Below are 17166 nucleotides of genomic sequence, written 5' to 3' on the forward strand. Positions count from 1 at the left end.
GCCATAGGCCTGCTCGTGGATACACAAGCCACGTATGACTGCGTGAAGGAAAGGGTATTGGAAGAACTGAAAGAGGGGAGGGAGGTGACGATAAAGATAACGAGAAAGAATAAGAAGAGAAAGAGAACAGTTTAGTTGACGGGTTTAGTTGACGGGTCATGGGGACAGGTACATTGGTTCACTCTTTAGGGTCGATGAACCTGTCCCCAATTATTCTTAATTACCGATGATGTTTATTTAAAAATGTTTAAAATATTATCCGTTTGTTACTATATACAAATAAAAATCACTAATTTCGCACCCTGAAATCATAATTAAATAGATATCGTATTATGACAAGCAAAAGAAAAACTAAACAATTAAGATGGCTCGTCACGGGACTGATGCTCGCGATGACTATGGTGATGCCTGCATCAACGTGGGCAAACGTAATGTACACAGTGTACGAAGACGGTACGCTGACGTTCAAGTATGGCGACAGCCGATATGACTGGACTGGAATTGTATATGATGTTCCTACCGATCCTAAAACTTCTCCAGGATGGTTAGCAAAACATAAATATTCCATTAAGACAGTTGTCTTTCATGAATCATTCAAAGATGCACGGCCGACTTCATGCTATGAATGGTTCCATTATTGTATCTATTTGACATCTATTAAAGGCATCGAATATCTCAATACTGAGGAAGTGACGAATATGAGCTTCATGTTCTATGGCTGCCAACGCCTCACCTCTCTTGACGTGTCCAAATTCAACACTGCCAAGGTGGAGAATATGAGCAACATGTTTGATAACTGCCAACGCCTCACCTCTCTTGATGTGTCCAAATTCAACACTGCCAAGGTGACGGATATGGGCGCCATGTTTGATAACTGCTTAAGCCTCACCTCTCTTGACGTGTCCAAATTCAACACTGACAATGTGACGAAAATGTTGTACATGTTCGATGGCTGCAAAAAGCTCACCTCTCTTGACGTGTCCAAATTCAACACTGCCGAGGTGACGGATATGTGCAGCATGTTCGGTGACTGCGAACTCCTCACCTCTCTTGACGTGTCCAAATTCAACACTGCCAAGGTGACGAATATGAGCTACATGTTCGGTGGCTGCTCAGGCCTCACCTCTCTTGACGTGTCCAAATTCAACACTGACAAGGTGACGAGTATGGGTTCTATGTTCAGTGGCTGCTCAGGTCTCACATCTCTTGACGTGTCCAAATTCAATACAGACAATGTGACGAATATGGGTTATATGTTCAATGGCTGCTCAGGTCTCACATCTCTTAACCTTTCAAACTTCGATACCTCCAATGTGACGGATATGTATTGGATGTTCAATGGCTGCCAAAAACTCACATCTCTTGACCTGTCATCATTCAACACTGCCGAGGTGACGGATATGAGATCCATGTTCGCTGGCTGCTCAGGTCTCACGACAATCTATGTCAGTGATGATTTTAAAACAGGCAATGTCAGCAGTAGTGATGAAATGTTTTCGGGTTGCAGCAAACTCGTAGGAGCTGCTTCATACTCCAAATATAAAATAGACCAATCCATGGCCAACTATAACACTAAAACTGGCTATTTCAAGACATATTTCACATTGGGTGACAGTAAGGTGGAATTATGCGGAGAACCTTTGACGACTAAAAGTCTTAACCTGACAGACAACTATGACTTCACTCCAAAATATGAGTTTAAGGCTAACGAGGCTACTTATTCCCGCGACCTCTCGTCATCTAATTCAACATGGTTCTCACTCTGCCTGCCATTTGCATATACCCCGGCTAATTTTAATTTTACTGCATATCAGCTTAAGGGCGCAACTGCTAATGCGGTGGAGATTGAGGAAATAACGGGAACGATTGCTGCCGGAACGCCAGTGCTCTTCAAGTTTAATGATGGCGTGAAAAAGGAAATCAATATCTCAGAGACAAAGGCTGAGATAAAAAAAGCGCCTTTTGATGGGGCGAAAGTCAATGGCCCTGACGGCAGCTCTCTGCAACTCTGCGGCACATATCAGACGAAGACTTTCACATCGGAAGACGGCAATGCCTTCATCCTGCTGAACAACAAACTGATGAATCCCGCAAAGATGCCGGAGAATGTGACAACGGTTGGCGTCAAGCCCTTCCGCGCATATATGACTTTGACTGCTTCTACTCAAACATCGAGTGCCAGGGCATTCTCTATCGGCCATGGTGGCGAAGAAGGAACGACTGCCATCGACCTGCTTAACTCTATAGCCACCGACGATGCAGAATACTATGACATCAATGGCCGCCGCATCGACGCTCCCGTAAAAGGCGTGAACATCGTGCGCCGTGGCAACAAGACAATCAAATTGATCATCAAATAACTCATTACGACATTAATAAATATGGAAAAGAAAAAGTATATGCGTCCCGCAATAAAAGTGTATAACATCACTCCCAGTGTCATCCTCACGGGGTCGTCAATACAAATGGCGTTGGATAGTGATTACAACGGTTTAACCGGCAGTGAATACTACGGCGACTAACATCATCCCGACAATGGGGGATTGGATCACGGAGACCCCACAAGGGGTAATCCAAACGCTGGCTACCGTCCCGATGCAACGCCCGCGGGGAAATCACATTCAACTGTCACATAAAAGAAGAGGCAACCCAGTTGTCTCTTCTTTTGTGGTACGCTCGGCATGAGCATGGTCTAACGGGTGCAAGTCCCGAGTGAGCCCTAATAGCGGGAATCGCATAGCCCAAGGCAAGGGTGTCCATCGCGAGGTGGTGTGAGAGGTCGGAAAACGAAAGTAGGAAGAAAACTACTTCGTTTTCCTCCTACTCGATTTTTATACTGGAGCGTTTACTCTTCCGTAGTTATACATCTTCAGCACATTTACGCAATACTTGTTAAATCTCTTGCTTGCGCTAATCTTGTTTACTAACTTTCTCATAATTGTTACCCTTTCTTTCTTTAAATTAAACAATCTTTTTTTTTACGTGTCTCGTTGGATGCATCTTCACATCCGTTTGTGTGTTTTTTTTCTAATTTATATCCTATTGTTATTTGTGTTACCCTTTTTCTTTTATTGTAATGTTATCCTAAATAATCTCTTCAACCTTAGCTAAGTCCCTAATTGCTTTTATACCATTATTTTGAATAGCTCTTTGCTTTTGTCGATGCAAAGGTACAACGATTTTTGTTGTGTGCGAACACAATTTTAGCAAAAAAACGTCTTTTCTGCCTATATTTTGACGTAGGTCAACAGCTTTGATACATGTCAAGCATTAGGTCTGACGTGGGTTATACGTCCACATTCGTCAAACGATTTGCGGTCGGCGAGATATATCGTCAGTGCCATTGAAATCATTGAAGCAGAGAATGTTATGGCGATAATCATTATCTGGTATTTGATGGCAATGCCAGGAGCAGAACCGCCTAATATCTGTCCTGTCACCGTGCTGGGAAGAGCCACGAGACCCATCACTGCCATGTTGGCTATCACTGGCGCAAAGCCCTTTTCCACAGCTTTCTTCAAGAAAGGCGTTATAGCCTCCATGTGTGTCGCTCCGTTGCCGAGCAGATAGTAGTAGAGAGGTGTCTCGCGGCAGAGCGAGTCGTAGTAGCTCGTCAGTGTCACCACAGCTACGCTGAGCATGTTGCCGAGCAGTATGCCCATGATGGGGATGAAATAGCGCGAGTCGAACGGATTGCTCAGCCTGAGCACGATGAAGAGGAAGTAAAGTCCCACAACCACCGCCGAACAGAAAAATCCCGCCGCTAAGGGCAGCAGCGCAGTCTGCCAGCGCAGCCGTGTGCGCTTCAGGGCTGTAAACGAAGCCACTATCACCATCACCACCACCCAGAGGATGTTTATCCAGGCGTTGTTCCATGTGAAGAGGTAATGCAGATACACGCCGATGAGCGCCATCTGCACCGTCATCCTCACCAACGCTATTGCCGCCTGACTCAGCAGCGGTGTCTTCAGTCTGTAGAACACGTAGAGCGGAACAGCAGTCAGCAGCAGTCCCACCACCATATTTAATATAGATATATCCATGCTTATTGTTGAAGTTTAAATATCTTTCGTCTTAACTCCTTTTTTTCGCTTCGCTCAAGGAAACTTCTTCTTTAACTCCTTTTTTTCGCTTCGCTCAAGGAAACTTCTTCTTTAACTTCTTTAACTTCTTTAACTTCTTTAACTTCTTTCCTCCTAAACAACCGAAATCACCTTGTCAGCTGTGAAGTTAGGGTCGTGAGTAACCACGATCACTGCCGCGCCGTTGCGAGCTATCTGTCTGAGGAACAAGGCTACGCGTGCCGCTGAGTCGGGATCGAGAGCCGACGTCGGTTCATCGACGACAATGATGCTTTTCTCCATCAGTCCGAGGTTGGCAATCATGATGCGCTGTCGCTCGCCGCCACTGATCTCGCTTATTGGTTTGTCGTAGAGCTGATGGTCGAGTCCGAGGGCGTTCCACAGTTCCATCGCCTTGTTTCGCGAGAAAGGCCTTGATTGGTTGGCTTTCAGCGTAAAAGGCAGTTCGACAAGTTCCGCCACCGTCTCTACGGGAAACGACAGATCCTGAGGCACGTAAGCCATCATCTGCCTGAACGAGGGCGCGGAGAGCGGAGTCACCAGTTCGCCCTCGATACTGATATATCCTTTGTCGGCGGTGTGGAAACCCATGATGGTTCTCAGTAGAGTGGTCTTGCCACAGCCCGATGGTCCGCATATCGCCGTCACCTCGCCCTTGGCAGCCACCAACGAGAGGCCGCTCATCAGGGTTTGTCCGTTGTGACTTATCGTCACGTTTTTCAGTTCAAGCATGTCTGTCAGTCCTCCACGATTCCTATTCTTCGCCATTCCTCGAGTATGGCTCTCACGTCGTGGGCTGCCACAGCCTCCTCCACGTCGTATTCACCCACGAGAGCCTTTGTCAGCTTCTCAGCGTCCATCTCGCTGTCGGCCTGTTCCCAGAGCCATGCCGCCGTCTCGTTCATGCTTATCAACTTGCCGAAGTCAACGGCATCAATGCCTTCGCCAATGATCACCTTCTCTCCGCACACTTCGCGAAGAACAAATCCGTCTTTTTTCTTCATCTTATCCTATGAGTTATTTTGTAAATTTTCAGTAAATATCTTCTCACTATTCTGAGCTTTTGCCAAAGTCTTGCAGCCATCGTACGCCATGGCGTGTAGAGCTCACGTCGCCTGCCTTTGCAGTCCACCACGTGAGTGGCTTTCGCCTTCACTCCGTCCGTCGTGCAGTGCTCCATTCCCTGCAGATTACCGTCGCCCATGAGTGTCACCTTTTCGCCGTCGATGGCAATGATGCGGTGAAGCACATAGCGGCGGTCGTCAGTCCATGCCAGCACCACGTCGCCCTTTTTCAGTTTGCCGGGCTTGGTAAGTATCGCGCTCTCACGGCCTCCAACGATGAATGGCAGCATGCTCCTTCCATCCACGGGCAGTGTCACGCTGACGCCTTCTTCCACGAGTCTCACTACTTCTGAGAGAATGATGTCGTTTCTCATTTTTATTTCTTTCTTATCGTCTTTCATATCGCCGCAGAGCTTTTTGTCTTTCATATCGCCGCAGAGCTTTTTGTCTTTCATATCGCCTCGCAAATAGTCTTCTTGCATGTCAGGGCAGCTTCGGCGTTGGGCAGACAGTTGAGATGCCATGTGGGCACACCGATAGCAAGGCGGTTGATGGTGTCGTGCAGCCCGTCGGCGATGCTCTTGTCCCATCGTTTTCCCGAGATACTCGAAGAGATAAGGGCATAGGCCTCAATGCCTTTCATGCGGCGTATCTCGTTGCGGGGAGCTTGGCTCAGTCCCACTATTCCGCCTAATCTGTGTTCCACCCGTCGATAACAAGGCGTCTTGCCGCTCCATGGCGATCCATAGACCTTTGCCGTCCCGTCGTCGTCAATACGCACCACGGGGTTGTCGTCGTTGACGAGTGTCGTGCCGGCTACGTTCTCAAGCCAGAGTCTTGAGTGAGTGCTTTTTCCCGTCCCGCTCTTGCCGAGAAACATGTATGCTTTTCCGTCGTGACATACGGTAGAAGAGTGGAAGAGCAGTGTGCCTCGTCGAGCCGTGGCAAGGGCGTACATCACCATCATCGCATTGTCGAGCGATGCCTTGCGGTGGCGTGTGGCAAGAAAGAGCGTGGCGTCTGTATAGTCACGTTCACACACCATGCAGCCTCCGTCCTCTCTGTTCCATCTGAACACGAAAGCCGGTCGTCCCTTTATCTCGCCGCACAATATCTCCTGTCCCTCGTCCTCCTGTCGCCATTCTTCCGTAAAGTCAGATGGCATGGTGCAGCCGTCGGCAACGTGGATGGTGAACACCACGTCGTCGTCAGACTCTGTCGCGAACGGGGCGTAGTTCGAAAGAGTGTCAGCAAGCCTCTGGTCGCTGATTTCGAGAGCCACCTTATGCCCTGCAATCGTATAATTATATTTTTTCATTGATTCATTTCTTAAGCATCTTTGCTATTCATACACAAAGTACTAATTGTTTTCGTCGGCAAAAATACTAATAAATCTCTTATTATCCAAACTTTTCCCCAAAAAATCATCGTTGGGCAACAGTTTTTGGGTTAGCATCTGTACAGCCTTAAAATGTCGTGGAATCTTGAGTAAACGATTATTTCGACTTCTTTGCCGTTTTCTTTTTCTTTCTGCCGAAGAGGTCGCGGAGGGTGGTGAAGTCCTTCTTCATGATGATGCCCACGCCCTGGGTGTTGAGACTCGACTTGGTGAAGTAGCGGTCGTTGGTCTGGTTATAGACTTTGAGTGCGAGGTTGCCGTTAGGAGTGAGCAGGTAGCGGATGTCGAAGTCGCCGATGAACGACTGTGTGGCCTTGGCTGCATTGTCGCGGTAGCCAAACTGTCCGTTGATGAGGAGGCGGTTGTTGAGGAGGCGGCCACTGAGCAGGCCTTCGTATTCGGCATTGTTCCATCCCTCGTCTCCAGTGGAGATGTTGGCGCCGAAGTTCCAGTTGTTGCTCTTGACCACCGAGCCGAGGATGGAGTTAATCTGTCCGGAGATGGTGCCCGAGAGAAGGCTTTGCATGGCGAGTGACGTCTGACTGTATTGCGCTCCGCCCTGAGCCTGCGAGTTGTTGTTGGTCTGAGGGTAGAACTTGCCAATGCCGAGCAGATACACCACCTGTTGGTTCATCTCCTCCTCGCTGTTGATGATGCTGCGTATAATCTGTTTCTCGTCGGTGCTGACGGTAGGCATGTCGATGTCGAAGCTCACCTGTGGCTGTCGTGCTATGCCTCCGATGTTCATGAGGCAGTTGACACGTATGGTGTTGTTAGAGAAGCTGTTGCCGATGTTTAGGTCTGAGAGTGTCACGCCGTTGACGGTGTGTACTGCCTGCAGGTTGATGGCAGCGTCGAATGGGTTGCCGCCGAAGACGAGTGTGCCGCCGCGATTGAACGAGAACGACTTTTTCAGTATGTTTTGTATGGTGATGCCATAGGTGCCGTGGTCAACGGTATAGGTGCCGAACATGTTGAATGCTCCCTTGTCGTAGTATGTGGCCTTGATCACTCCGTCGCCGTTGAGCGTGATATAGTCGCCGGTGTTTTGGTCCATGAGCAGACGTATGGTGGCGTCGGGCGTGCAGTTGATGTTGAAGTTGATGTACATGTCTGACGAGAGGTTGAGCGGCGTGACTGTGCGGTGAGAAACGGCGTTGTCGGCGTTGGCGAGACTGTTGTTAGTGGAGTCTTTCCACTCGATGAAGTCCTGGTTGGAGAGAGCGTCGGGCGACGACACGTTGTAGGTGAACGACGAGCCTGGGCGCGGCGTGATGTCAACGTCCATGCGGAAGAGACCGCTGCGTCCGTTGATGTGAACGTTGCCAGTGCCATAGACGGTGCCGTAGAAGGTGTTGTTGCCGAAGTCGCGGAAGTCGTAGGCGAGGAGGTTGTCGGCGGCGATGTCGAGGTTGTAGCTCAGACGTGTGAGGCTCTTGTGGTAGAGGCTTCCGCTGACGTGTCCTTCGTGTCCCTCGGCGTCGCGCAGAGTCACTCCGTCGAGTTTTATCTCGTTGGGAATGAGTTCTATGGTCTGTCCGTCGATGTAGTATCTGCAGTTGAGCGGCGAGATCATTGCCTCTGCCTTGTTGACGGTGACCTTTCCGGTGAGGTTTATCTTGTTGAGCGGACCGGCGAGTCGCAGAGTGCCGTTGGCATGTCCTGTGACGTCGCTGATGAAGCTCTTGGTGAACGAGTGTAGGAAGTCGATGTAAGTGCCTTGTGCATTGAGGGCGAGGTCGATATGGTTGCGTGAGGGCGACACATATCCGTCGATGAGGGTTTGTGCCTCGGGACCATCGTCAGCCACGGCATGTATGTCGATCTGTTTCTCGTCGGCATTCCAGTCAACGTTGGCGTTGAGCACACCCATGCGTCCGTTTTCGAAGAGGAAGTTGTTGACGTTGAGCTTGGCATAGGCGCTCATCTTGCCGAAAGGCGCCACGATGACGGCTCGTCCCGATGCGTCGCCGTCGAACTTCACGGAGTGGAAGTTGACGAGGTTTAGCACGTATTCCACATCCACGGCGTTGAGGTCGATGAGCAACGAGTCGGTGTCGCGGTCTGAAGCCCGTCCGTTGACGATGATATGCTGTCCGTTGTGTTCTATCTTGAATTGTCGGATGTCGATGTCGTTTTTGGCGTAAGAGATGTTTGACGCCATTACGTCCCACTGCTTGTCACCTATATTAATATGTGAGGGGACGATGGATATGGTGGCAGCCTTTTGGTTGTCGTCGCGTGTGAAGAACGAGGCGATGGCGTTGATATTGCCTGACATGGGTTTTGTGGCACTGCCGTTGTCCCAGTAGAGCGATGTGTGGAGTTTGTTGTCGGCAGCCGAGCAGTGAGCCTTGAGGCGCATGGCGTCGCCGTTGTCCATGATTTTGGTGAGTCGGGTGTCGAGGAGGAGAGTGTCGAGAGGCGACGACAAGGCCACGACGGCTGCGGCATAAGGCTTGTCGTTGAGCGAGAAGCTGTCGGTGTTAGCGTTGAGGGCCACCTCTTGTGTGGTGTCGTCGAGGCGCGAGTCGATGACGAGAGGCGACTGGATGTCGAGGTTGACGCCTAAGAGCGGCCGCATCCATCGTGTGGAAGAGATAAAGGCCTTGAGCGAGAAGGCGTTGCCGTAGCTGCGGCCGTCGTGGGTGAGTCCTGGAAGGGTGGGGAGCTTGCTGCCTACGATGTTTGAGAAGCTCTTGGCGAGTGTGGCTATGTCGAAGGTGCCGTTGATATCGATATGGCCGAAGTCGCTGTCAAGTCTGATGTTATGTGTCTTTCCGCTGAATCCAGCCTCGACGTCGATATGATCTATGCGGCAGGAGTCGGTAGAGGATGTGAGCGAGAAGTCGGTGATGGAGAGCGTGCCCTGAGCGTCGTTGACCGCCGAGGCGCGCATGTCGGCGGTGACAATGGCAGAGAAGCGTGCGTCGCCCCATCTTGACGAGAGGTTGATGGCCTGAGGACAGATGTAGTCGATGTTGACTGCCAAGGCGATATCCTTGCCCTTGCCGAGGGTGGAGAGCGAGCCGTCGGCAGAGAGTCTGATGTTTGGGTCGTCGATGCTCACCTTTCCGCCTATGGATGATGCGGAGTAGGTGGCGTTGAGGTCGATATTGCTGAAGGTGTAGCCGTCGTAGCTGAACTTCGAGACGGTGCCTTTGACGTCGATGGAAGGTTTGCCTCCGGCCGCCTTGAGTGCGCCCTGGGCGTTGACGTTGAGGGCAGCGGTGCCGAGGTGATGGTTGTCGGCGAGCGTCTTGAGGTCGATGCCATCGGTGACGGCAGTGGCGCCGAAGTGGTTGTTGTCGTCCATGTGGAACTTGATGTCCACATTACCCACGCCGGTCCTTACGTTGCCTCGGGCGGTGATGGCGCCGTCGCGTGTGGCTGCGGCATTGCCGTTGAAGTCGATGTTGCCCAGTCGGCGTAGTACGTCAGGCACTTCGGTCTTTTCGCCCTTGAGGTTTTCGGAGAGGAACTCGATGGTCTTCGACGAGACGCCGAGATGCTTCACGTCAGCATACCACAGTCCTCGGGCCCCTTGTTTTTTATACCATCCCTTGGTGTCGATATTGATGTCGCCCGACGGCGAGTTGACGACAAACGAGCCGATGTTGACGCTCGTCCCGGTGCCGCTGAATGACGAGGCGATGAAGAGCTTGTCGTGGAACGTGTGCAGCGAAGGCAAGATAAAAGCCATGTCGGCTGGTGTGACAAACGACTGTTCTATGGTGCCGTCAAACTTCACGGTGGCGGCTATGATGTTTTTGCCGTCGTGGCGGTAAGAGGCTGTGAGCGAGGGGATGAGCAACTTGGAGGCAGGCATCTCGAGCGTAAAGTCGCTCAGCACGGCCTTACGGCGGTCGGCTCGGAAATGGAAAGCCAAACGGCGGATGTCGATGCCCGACTGCTCTTTGAACGACAGTTCGCGGACGGCGAGTTCAAGAGTGTTGTCGGTGAGTTGCGGCAAAGCGGCGTATAGGTTGAAGTCGCTGACGGCGAGATGGTTAATGTCGAGTTTACCCTTGGTAGGAGCCTTGTCGTAGCGGTCGTAGTGAATGTCGGCGTGCCGCATGATAAACGACCCGACGGCGATGTCGAGCGGTTTGTGGCTCGTGGTGTCTTTCGACGCGAGCGAGTCGAGCACAAACTGGAAGTTTGGCTTGGCCTCGGCAGAAGTCTGATAGAGCGTGAGGCGCGGACTGAAGAGCTGTGCTGAGTTGACGACGATGCGCCCCTTGGCAAGCGCAGCCACGTCAATCTTCGCTGCTATGCGCGCCGAGAGCATCATGGTCTTGCCCTTCTGGTCGAGGATGGTGACGTCGTCGATGATGATGCGGTTGAGCATGCCCAAGTCAACGCGTCCTACTGTCACCTTCGTGCCAATCTTTTTCCCCACGGCGTTAGCCACCGTCTGTCCGAGTTGTTGTTGGACATACGGCACATGGAGTAGGATGGCGATGGCGATGTATATGGACACAGAAGTCCATACGACGATGTTTATTATGTGTTTAAATAGTTTCAAAATTGCTTAGTGGAGTTTCCAAAAACTGAATGATGTCGTCTTTTATGGCGCAAAATTACAAAAAAAAGTGCAATGTAACCCATTTTTATTGTCAAATTCTTCATATTCTGCTTAAAAATTCGTAATTTTGCAGCGTTTTCTTAGATACTTTAACAAAACCCTTTATTATAATGGTCAATGTAATTAAATTGCGTAAAGGCTTGGACATAAAGCTTGCTGGCGCGGCTGAGAAGAAAAAGATACAGCTGAAGTCGAACGGCAAGTACTGTCTTGCTCCCACCGACTTTGTAGGTGTAACACCTAAGGTCGTAGTGAAGGAAGGCGACAATGTCAAGGCTGGCGACGCTTTGTTTATCAACAAGAATTGCCCAGAAGTGAAGTTTGCATCGCCCGTTAGCGGTACGGTGAGAGCCGTGGTGCGTGGTGAGCGACGCAAGGTGTTGGGCATTATGGTGGAAGCCGACGGAAAGCAAGAGGCAACCGATTTCGGCAAGAAAGATGTAGATCGTCTTAGTGGAGACGAAGTGGTAAACGCTCTTTTGGAGGCAGGACTGTTTGGATACATCAACCAGCTGCCTTATGCCGTGGTAGCCACACCGGCAGAACGTCCGAAGAGCATCTTCGTGTCGGCATTGAGGGACAAGCCTCTGGCAGCCGACTTCGAGTATGAGCTTGAGGGACAGGAGCTGCAGTGGCAGGCCGGACTCACCGCCTTGTCGAAGATTGCCAAGACCTATCTCGGCATCGGAGCACGTCAGACGGCGAAGGCGCTCACTGAGGCTAAGGATGTAGTAGTGACGGCGTTTGACGGACCTTGTCCAGCAGGTAACGTAGGCGTGCAGGTGAACCATCTCGACCCGGTGAACAAGGGCGAGACAGTGTGGACCGTAGAGCCAACCGCCGTATTGTTCTTCGGCAGGCTGATGCTCACTGGTAAGGTGGATCTGCGACGCACCGTGGCACTCTGCGGCAGCGAGGTGGAGAAGCCACAGTATGCCGACATGCTTGTAGGCGAAGAACTGTCAACGCTTCTGAGCAACTCTTATGACAAGAACCGTCGGGTGCGCATCATCAACGGCAACGTCCTCACAGGTACACCAGTGACCGGCGAGGGATATCTCGGTGCCCACACATCGGAGATAACCGTCATCCCCGAAGGTGACGACGCCGACGAGTTGGCAGGCTGGATAATGCCACGCCTAAAGCAGTTCTCGGTAAGCCGCAGCTATTTCTCATGGTTATTCGGCAGCAGGAAATACGCTCTCGACGCCCGCATCAAAGGCGGACAACGCCACATGATAATGAGCGGCGAGTATGACAGCGTGATGCCGATGGACATCTATCCCGAGTATCTCGTCAAGGCCATCATCACCGGCAATATCGACAAGATGGAGGCGCTGGGCATCTACGAGGTGAGCCCCGAGGACTTCGCCCTGGCCGAGTTTGTCGATAGCTCGAAGCTCGAGCTCCAGCGCATAGTACGCGAAGGACTCGACATGCTGAGGAAAGAGAATAGTTGAAAGATTGGATATCGATAACGAAAACGGGAACGAAACGATAACGAAATCGATAACGAAAACGGGAACGAAAACGATAACGAAAACGGGAACGGTTTCAATCTTTCAATTTTTACATATTAAAATATTTATGAAATGAGTTTTTTAAGAAATTATCTCAATAAGATAAAGCCGAACTTCGAGAAGGACGGCAAGCTTCACGCCTTTCGCAGCGTGTTTGACGGTTTCGAGACGTTTCTCTACGTGCCCAACGACACGGCGAAAAACGGCTGTAACATCCACGACGCGATAGACTCAAAGCGCATCATGAGCATGGTGGTGATAGCCCTGCTGCCCGCCCTGCTCTTTGGAATGTATAACGTGGGATATCAGAACTATCTCGCTGCTGGCACACTCGCCGAGGCACACTTCTGTCAGATCTTCTTCTACGGCGTCCTCGCCGTGTTGCCGAAGATATTGGTAAGCTATATCATAGGTCTTGGCATAGAGTTCGCCTGGGCACAGTGGAAAGGCGAGGAGATACAAGAAGGCTATCTCGTCTCGGGTATCATCATCCCGATGATCTTGCCCGTGGGCTGTCCTATATGGATGATTGCCGTGGCAGTGGCGTTTGCCGTGATCATCGGCAAGGAGATCTTCGGCGGAACGGGCATGAACATCTTCAACGTGGCGCTCGTAGCGCGCGCGTTCCTCTTCTTCTCTTATCCTACCAAGATGAGTGGCGACAGCGTATGGGTGGCCAACGAGTCGATATTTGGCTTGGGAAATAACCTCGCCGACGGCTTCACGGCAGCCACACCGCTCGGACAGTTAGCCGCAGGCACACAGGTGACCGCTTCGGTCAGCGATGCCGTGATGGGATTCATTCCCGGCTCGGTGGGCGAGACTTCGGTCATAGCCATCGCCATCGGCGCCGTCATCCTTCTGTGGTCGGGCATCGCCTCTTGGCGCACCATGCTCAGCGTGGTGGTTGGAGGCAGCCTGATGGCCGTGGTGTTTGAGCAGACCGGACAGTCAATAGCATGGTACGAGCACCTGGTGTATGGCGGTTTCGCCTTCGGTGCCGTGTTTATGGCCACCGATCCAGTGACCTCATGCCGCACCAACACCGGAAAGTATATCTACGGCTTGCTCATCGGCGCGCTTGCCATCATCATCCGTGTGATGAACCCTGGCTTCCCCGAGGGCATGATGCTCGCCATCCTCTTCGGCAATATGATGGCTCCGCTCATCGACCACTATGTGGTGGATGCCAATATCAGGAAGAGAGCAAAGAGAGTAAACAGATAATGGATTCATTAGAAATGAAGAATTATGAATACAAACAAGAATTCCTACATTATTATATATAGCTCGGTGATGGTCATCATCGTGGCGTTCTTGCTCGCCTTCATTTACCAGACATTGAAGCCTATGCAGGACGTGAATGTGGCGTTGGACAAGAAGAAACAGATACTCGCCTCGCTCAACATCCGCGATCTCGCCAACCAAGAGGCTGAGGCAAAATACCAGCAGGTGGTGAAGGCTGAGACAACCGTCGAGGACGGACTCGTGCTCTACGACTGTCAGGTAGATGGTAAACAAAAGTATGTCATTCCCGTAAGGGGAATGGGACTCTGGGGACCAATATGGGGATATGTGGCACTCGACGACGACAAGAACACCATCTTCGGTGCATTCTTCAACCACGAGTCGGAGACCGCCGGTCTTGGAGCTGAGATTAAGGATTCGCGTGCATGGCAAGACCAGTTCCGCGGAAAGAAGATTTTCGCCGCTGACGGCAGCCTTGCCATCGCAGTGAAGAAAAAGAGCGACGTGAAAAACCCACAGTCGGAGTGTGATGCCGTCACTGGTGCCACACTGACGTCCGACGGCGTGTCGCTGATGCTACGTGAGTCGTTAGGTAAATATCAAGCGTTTTTAAACAAGTAATACAGCTATGAGTTTATTTTCAAAACAGAACAAGGAGGTATTCAGCAATCCTCTGAACCTCGACCATCCAATATTGGTTCAGGTGCTTGGCATCTGCTCGGCGCTCGCTGTCACTGCACAGCTTGAACCAGCTATCGTGATGGGTCTCGCCGTGACAGTGATCACCGCCTTTGCCAATGTGATAATATCGCTCATCCGCAATACCATCCCGACGCGTATCCGTATCGTGGTACAACTCGTCGTCGTGGCCACCCTCGTCACCATCGTCAGCCAGGTGTTGAAGGCCTTCGCTTACGATGTCAGCGTGCAGCTGTCGGTATATGTGGGACTTATCATCACCAACTGTATCCTCATGGGACGTCTTGAGGCGTTTGCCATGCAGAACAAGCCATGGCCATCGTTTATCGACGGCGTCTCTAACGGACTGGGCTACGCTATGATCCTCGTCATCGTGGGCGGCGTGCGCGAATTCTTTGGCCGCGGCTCGCTATTAGGATTTCAGATTCTGCCCGATGCAGTGTATGATTTCGGATATGTTAACAACGGTATGATGACCATGCCCGCCATGGCACTCATCCTCTTAGGATGTGTCATCTGGGTGCATCGTGCTTATTTTTATAAGGAGAAATAATGTATGGAACACGCTATTAGCTTATTCTTCAGGTCCATATTCGTGGACAATATGGTGTTCGCCTTCTTCCTCGGTATGTGCTCGTTCCTTGCCGTGTCGAAGAACGTGAAGACCTCGCTCGGACTGGGACTTGCCGTGACCTTCGTTCTCATGGTCACCGTGCCCGTTGACTATCTGCTGCAGACAAAGATTCTCGGTCCCGACTGCCTCGTGGAGGGCGTTGACTTGTCGTATCTCAGCTTCATCCTCTTCATCGCCGTCATCGCCGGTATCGTACAGCTCGTGGAGATGATCGTCGAGCGCTATTCGCCGTCGCTCTATGCAGCCCTTGGCATTTTCCTCCCGCTCATCGCCGTCAACTGCGCCATCATGGGAGCTTCGCTCTTCATGCAGCAGCGCATCAACCTCGACCCGTCAAACACACAATACATCGGCTCGATCGTTGACGCACTCGTATTCGCACTCGGCAGCGGACTCGGATGGACTCTTGCCATCGTCTCTATGGGAGCCATTCGCGAGAAAATGGAATACAGCGACGTGCCAAAGCCTCTTCAGGGACTCGGCATCACTTTCATCACGGTAGGACTCATGGCTATGGCCATGATGTGCTTCTCAGGACTTAAAATATAAAGAAAGGAGGATAAACAGATTATGTTCATTACAGTAAGCATCGCAGTATTCTTAGTGCTGATACTGCTCATAGTCATCCTTCTGCTCGTGGCGAAGAAATATCTCTCGCCAAGCGGAAATGTGAACATCACCATCAATGGCGACCGCACCATCTCGGTGGGACAAGGCTCGAGCCTCATGACCACACTCAACGAAAACGGCATCTTCCTTCCATCGGCTTGCGGTGGAAAGGCAAGCTGCGGACAGTGTAAGGTGCAGGTACTTGAAGGTGGCGGTGAGATACTCGACTCGGAAAAGCCACACTTCACCCGTAAGGAAATAAAGGACAACTGGAGACTCGGATGCCAGTGCAAGGTGAAGAGCGACATGAATATCCGTGTGCCAGAGAGCGTCCTCGGAGTGAAGGAATACGAGTGTACGGTGATATCAAACAAAAACGTCGCCACATTCATCAAGGAGTTCAAGGTGCAGCTGCCAAAGGGCGCACACATGGACTTCCTGCCAGGCTCTTATGCACAGATTAAAATTCCTACATTCTCTATCGACTACGACAAGGACATCGACAAGTCGCTCATCGGCGAAGAGTATCTGCCGGCATGGCAGAAGTTCGGCCTCTTCCCGCTGAAGTGTGTCAATACCGAGCCGACAATACGCGCATACTCCATGGCCAACTATCCTGCCGAGGGCGACGTGTTTATGCTCACCGTTCGTATCGCCACACCGCCGTTCAAGCCAGACCGTAGCGGATTCATGGACGTCAATCCAGGTATCGCCTCGTCGTATATCTTCACACTGAAGCCAGGCGACAAGGTGATCATGAGCGGACCTTATGGCGACTTCCATCCTCATTTCGACTCCAAGCGCGAGATGATTTGGGTGGGCGGTGGAGCCGGAATGGCACCGCTGAGAGCGCAGATCATGCACATGACAAAGACGCTGCACACTACCGACCGCGAGATGCACTACTTCTACGGAGCCCGAGCTCTCAACGAGGTGTTCTATCTCGACGACTTCCTCGGACTGGAGAAGGAATATCCAAACTTCCATTTCCACCTCGCACTCGACCGTCCGGATCCAGCCGCCGACGCAGCAGGAGTGAAATACACCGCCGGATTCGTTCATCAGGTGATGTACAACACTTACCTGAAGGACCACGAGGCACCGGAGGATATCGAATACTACATGTGTGGACCTGGTCCGATGTCGAAGGCCGTCGTCGGAATGCTCGACTCTCTCGGCGTAGAGCCAGAGTCGATAATGTATGACAACTTTGGAGGATAATACCTCAACATAGTAATTTTTTCATTATCATGGTTGTAGGGGGACAAGATATTCTCCCTACAACCCTAAAAGAAAAACTACTACAACCGCATACTTAACCGC

At 51.3% G+C, this 17166-nt stretch carries 14 protein-coding genes; 8 read left to right on the forward strand and 6 right to left on the reverse strand.

The features are described from left to right. The first annotated feature begins 332 nt into the window (after positions 1-332). Together CIK99_RS00640 and CIK99_RS15085 are read left to right on the forward strand one after the other, a co-directional pair. Positions 333-2360, forward strand: coding sequence for a BspA family leucine-rich repeat surface protein (locus CIK99_RS00640; protein ID WP_094378730.1), 2028 nt, complete (start codon positions 333-335; stop codon positions 2358-2360). A gap of 21 nt (positions 2361-2381) precedes the next feature. Next, entirely contained in the window at positions 2382-2522 is a 141-nt protein-coding gene (locus tag CIK99_RS15085; RefSeq protein ID WP_158215861.1) for a hypothetical protein, read from the forward strand. 741 nt (positions 2523-3263) lie between these two features. Here CIK99_RS15085 and CIK99_RS00645 read toward each other — a convergent pair. From CIK99_RS00645 to CIK99_RS00670, 6 genes are all read right to left on the reverse strand, one after another. Further along, positions 3264-4043 (reverse strand): ABC transporter permease, encoded by a 780-nt coding sequence (locus CIK99_RS00645; protein ID WP_094378732.1) that lies wholly within the window; start codon positions 4041-4043, stop codon positions 3264-3266. 153 nt (positions 4044-4196) lie between these two features. Then, positions 4197-4850: an ATP-binding cassette domain-containing protein gene (locus CIK99_RS00650; RefSeq protein WP_254047669.1), complete on the reverse strand. Its 654-nt coding sequence runs from the start codon at positions 4848-4850 to the stop codon at positions 4197-4199. After that, positions 4820-5086, reverse strand: a complete 267-nt coding sequence (locus CIK99_RS00655) for a PqqD family protein (protein WP_094378736.1) — start codon at positions 5084-5086, stop codon at positions 4820-4822. The genes CIK99_RS00650 and CIK99_RS00655 overlap by 31 nt, the downstream gene beginning before the upstream one ends. After that, on the reverse strand, positions 5083-5601 hold the full coding sequence (locus CIK99_RS00660) for a S24/S26 family peptidase (protein ID WP_254047670.1): 519 nt from the start codon (positions 5599-5601) through the stop codon (positions 5083-5085). The genes CIK99_RS00655 and CIK99_RS00660 overlap by 4 nt, the downstream gene beginning before the upstream one ends. Next, a complete protein-coding gene (locus tag CIK99_RS00665; RefSeq protein WP_094378738.1) occupies positions 5598-6464 on the reverse strand; it encodes a hypothetical protein in 867 nt (288 codons plus the stop codon). Before CIK99_RS00665 ends, CIK99_RS00660 begins: the two co-directional genes overlap by 4 nt. Before the next feature lie 178 nt (positions 6465-6642). Continuing rightward, positions 6643-11073 (reverse strand): translocation/assembly module TamB domain-containing protein, encoded by a 4431-nt coding sequence (locus tag CIK99_RS00670; RefSeq protein WP_094378740.1) that lies wholly within the window; start codon positions 11071-11073, stop codon positions 6643-6645. Positions 11074-11243: 170 nt separating this feature from the next. On the opposite strand from CIK99_RS00670, the gene CIK99_RS00675 reads away from it, so the two are divergent. The 6 genes from CIK99_RS00675 (at position 11244) to nqrF (ending at position 17064) form a co-directional block, all read left to right on the forward strand. Then, positions 11244-12593, forward strand: a complete 1350-nt coding sequence (locus CIK99_RS00675) for a Na(+)-translocating NADH-quinone reductase subunit A (RefSeq protein ID WP_094378742.1) — start codon at positions 11244-11246, stop codon at positions 12591-12593. 132 nt (positions 12594-12725) lie between these two features. Further along, on the forward strand, positions 12726-13880 hold the full coding sequence (locus tag CIK99_RS00680) for an NADH:ubiquinone reductase (Na(+)-transporting) subunit B (protein ID WP_094378744.1): 1155 nt from the start codon (positions 12726-12728) through the stop codon (positions 13878-13880). Positions 13881-13904: 24 nt separating this feature from the next. Further along, a complete protein-coding gene (nqrC, locus tag CIK99_RS00685; RefSeq protein WP_094378746.1) occupies positions 13905-14522 on the forward strand; it encodes an NADH:ubiquinone reductase (Na(+)-transporting) subunit C in 618 nt (205 codons plus the stop codon). Positions 14523-14529: 7 nt separating this feature from the next. Continuing rightward, positions 14530-15153, forward strand: coding sequence for an NADH:ubiquinone reductase (Na(+)-transporting) subunit D (locus CIK99_RS00690; protein WP_094378748.1), 624 nt, complete (start codon positions 14530-14532; stop codon positions 15151-15153). Between the two features lie 3 nt (positions 15154-15156). Continuing rightward, complete coding sequence (nqrE, locus tag CIK99_RS00695) at positions 15157-15783, forward strand: NADH:ubiquinone reductase (Na(+)-transporting) subunit E (RefSeq protein WP_094378750.1); 627 nt, start codon at positions 15157-15159, stop codon at positions 15781-15783. Between the two features lie 21 nt (positions 15784-15804). Further along, entirely contained in the window at positions 15805-17064 is a 1260-nt protein-coding gene (gene nqrF, locus CIK99_RS00700) for an NADH:ubiquinone reductase (Na(+)-transporting) subunit F (protein WP_094378752.1), read from the forward strand. Positions 17065-17166 lie beyond the last annotated feature (102 nt).

It is taken from the genome of Prevotella sp. P5-92 (assembly GCF_002251245.1).
In the GTDB taxonomy this organism is placed as follows: Bacteria; Bacteroidota; Bacteroidia; order Bacteroidales; family Bacteroidaceae; genus Prevotella.

What these genes read in the sequence shown, in the direction of transcription:
- CIK99_RS00640 (WP_094378730.1), top strand. Translation starts at nt 333, where the DNA reads ATGACAAGCAAAAGAAAAACTAAACAATTAAGATGGCTCGTCACGGGA.
- CIK99_RS15085 (WP_158215861.1), top strand. Translation starts at nt 2,382, where the DNA reads ATGGAAAAGAAAAAGTATATGCGTCCCGCAATAAAAGTGTATAACATC.
- CIK99_RS00645 (WP_094378732.1), bottom strand. Translation starts at nt 4,043, where the DNA reads ATGGATATATCTATATTAAATATGGTGGTGGGACTGCTGCTGACTGCT.
- CIK99_RS00650 (WP_254047669.1), bottom strand. Translation starts at nt 4,850, where the DNA reads ATGGCGAAGAATAGGAATCGTGGAGGACTGACAGACATGCTTGAACTG.
- CIK99_RS00655 (WP_094378736.1), bottom strand. Translation starts at nt 5,086, where the DNA reads ATGAAGAAAAAAGACGGATTTGTTCTTCGCGAAGTGTGCGGAGAGAAG.
- CIK99_RS00660 (WP_254047670.1), bottom strand. Translation starts at nt 5,601, where the DNA reads ATGAAAGACAAAAAGCTCTGCGGCGATATGAAAGACAAAAAGCTCTGC.
- CIK99_RS00665 (WP_094378738.1), bottom strand. Translation starts at nt 6,464, where the DNA reads ATGAAAAAATATAATTATACGATTGCAGGGCATAAGGTGGCTCTCGAA.
- CIK99_RS00675 (WP_094378742.1), top strand. Translation starts at nt 11,244, where the DNA reads ATGGTCAATGTAATTAAATTGCGTAAAGGCTTGGACATAAAGCTTGCT.
- CIK99_RS00680 (WP_094378744.1), top strand. Translation starts at nt 12,726, where the DNA reads ATGAGTTTTTTAAGAAATTATCTCAATAAGATAAAGCCGAACTTCGAG.
- nqrC (WP_094378746.1), top strand. Translation starts at nt 13,905, where the DNA reads ATGAATACAAACAAGAATTCCTACATTATTATATATAGCTCGGTGATG.
- CIK99_RS00690 (WP_094378748.1), top strand. Translation starts at nt 14,530, where the DNA reads ATGAGTTTATTTTCAAAACAGAACAAGGAGGTATTCAGCAATCCTCTG.
- nqrE (WP_094378750.1), top strand. Translation starts at nt 15,157, where the DNA reads ATGGAACACGCTATTAGCTTATTCTTCAGGTCCATATTCGTGGACAAT.
- nqrF (WP_094378752.1), top strand. Translation starts at nt 15,805, where the DNA reads ATGTTCATTACAGTAAGCATCGCAGTATTCTTAGTGCTGATACTGCTC.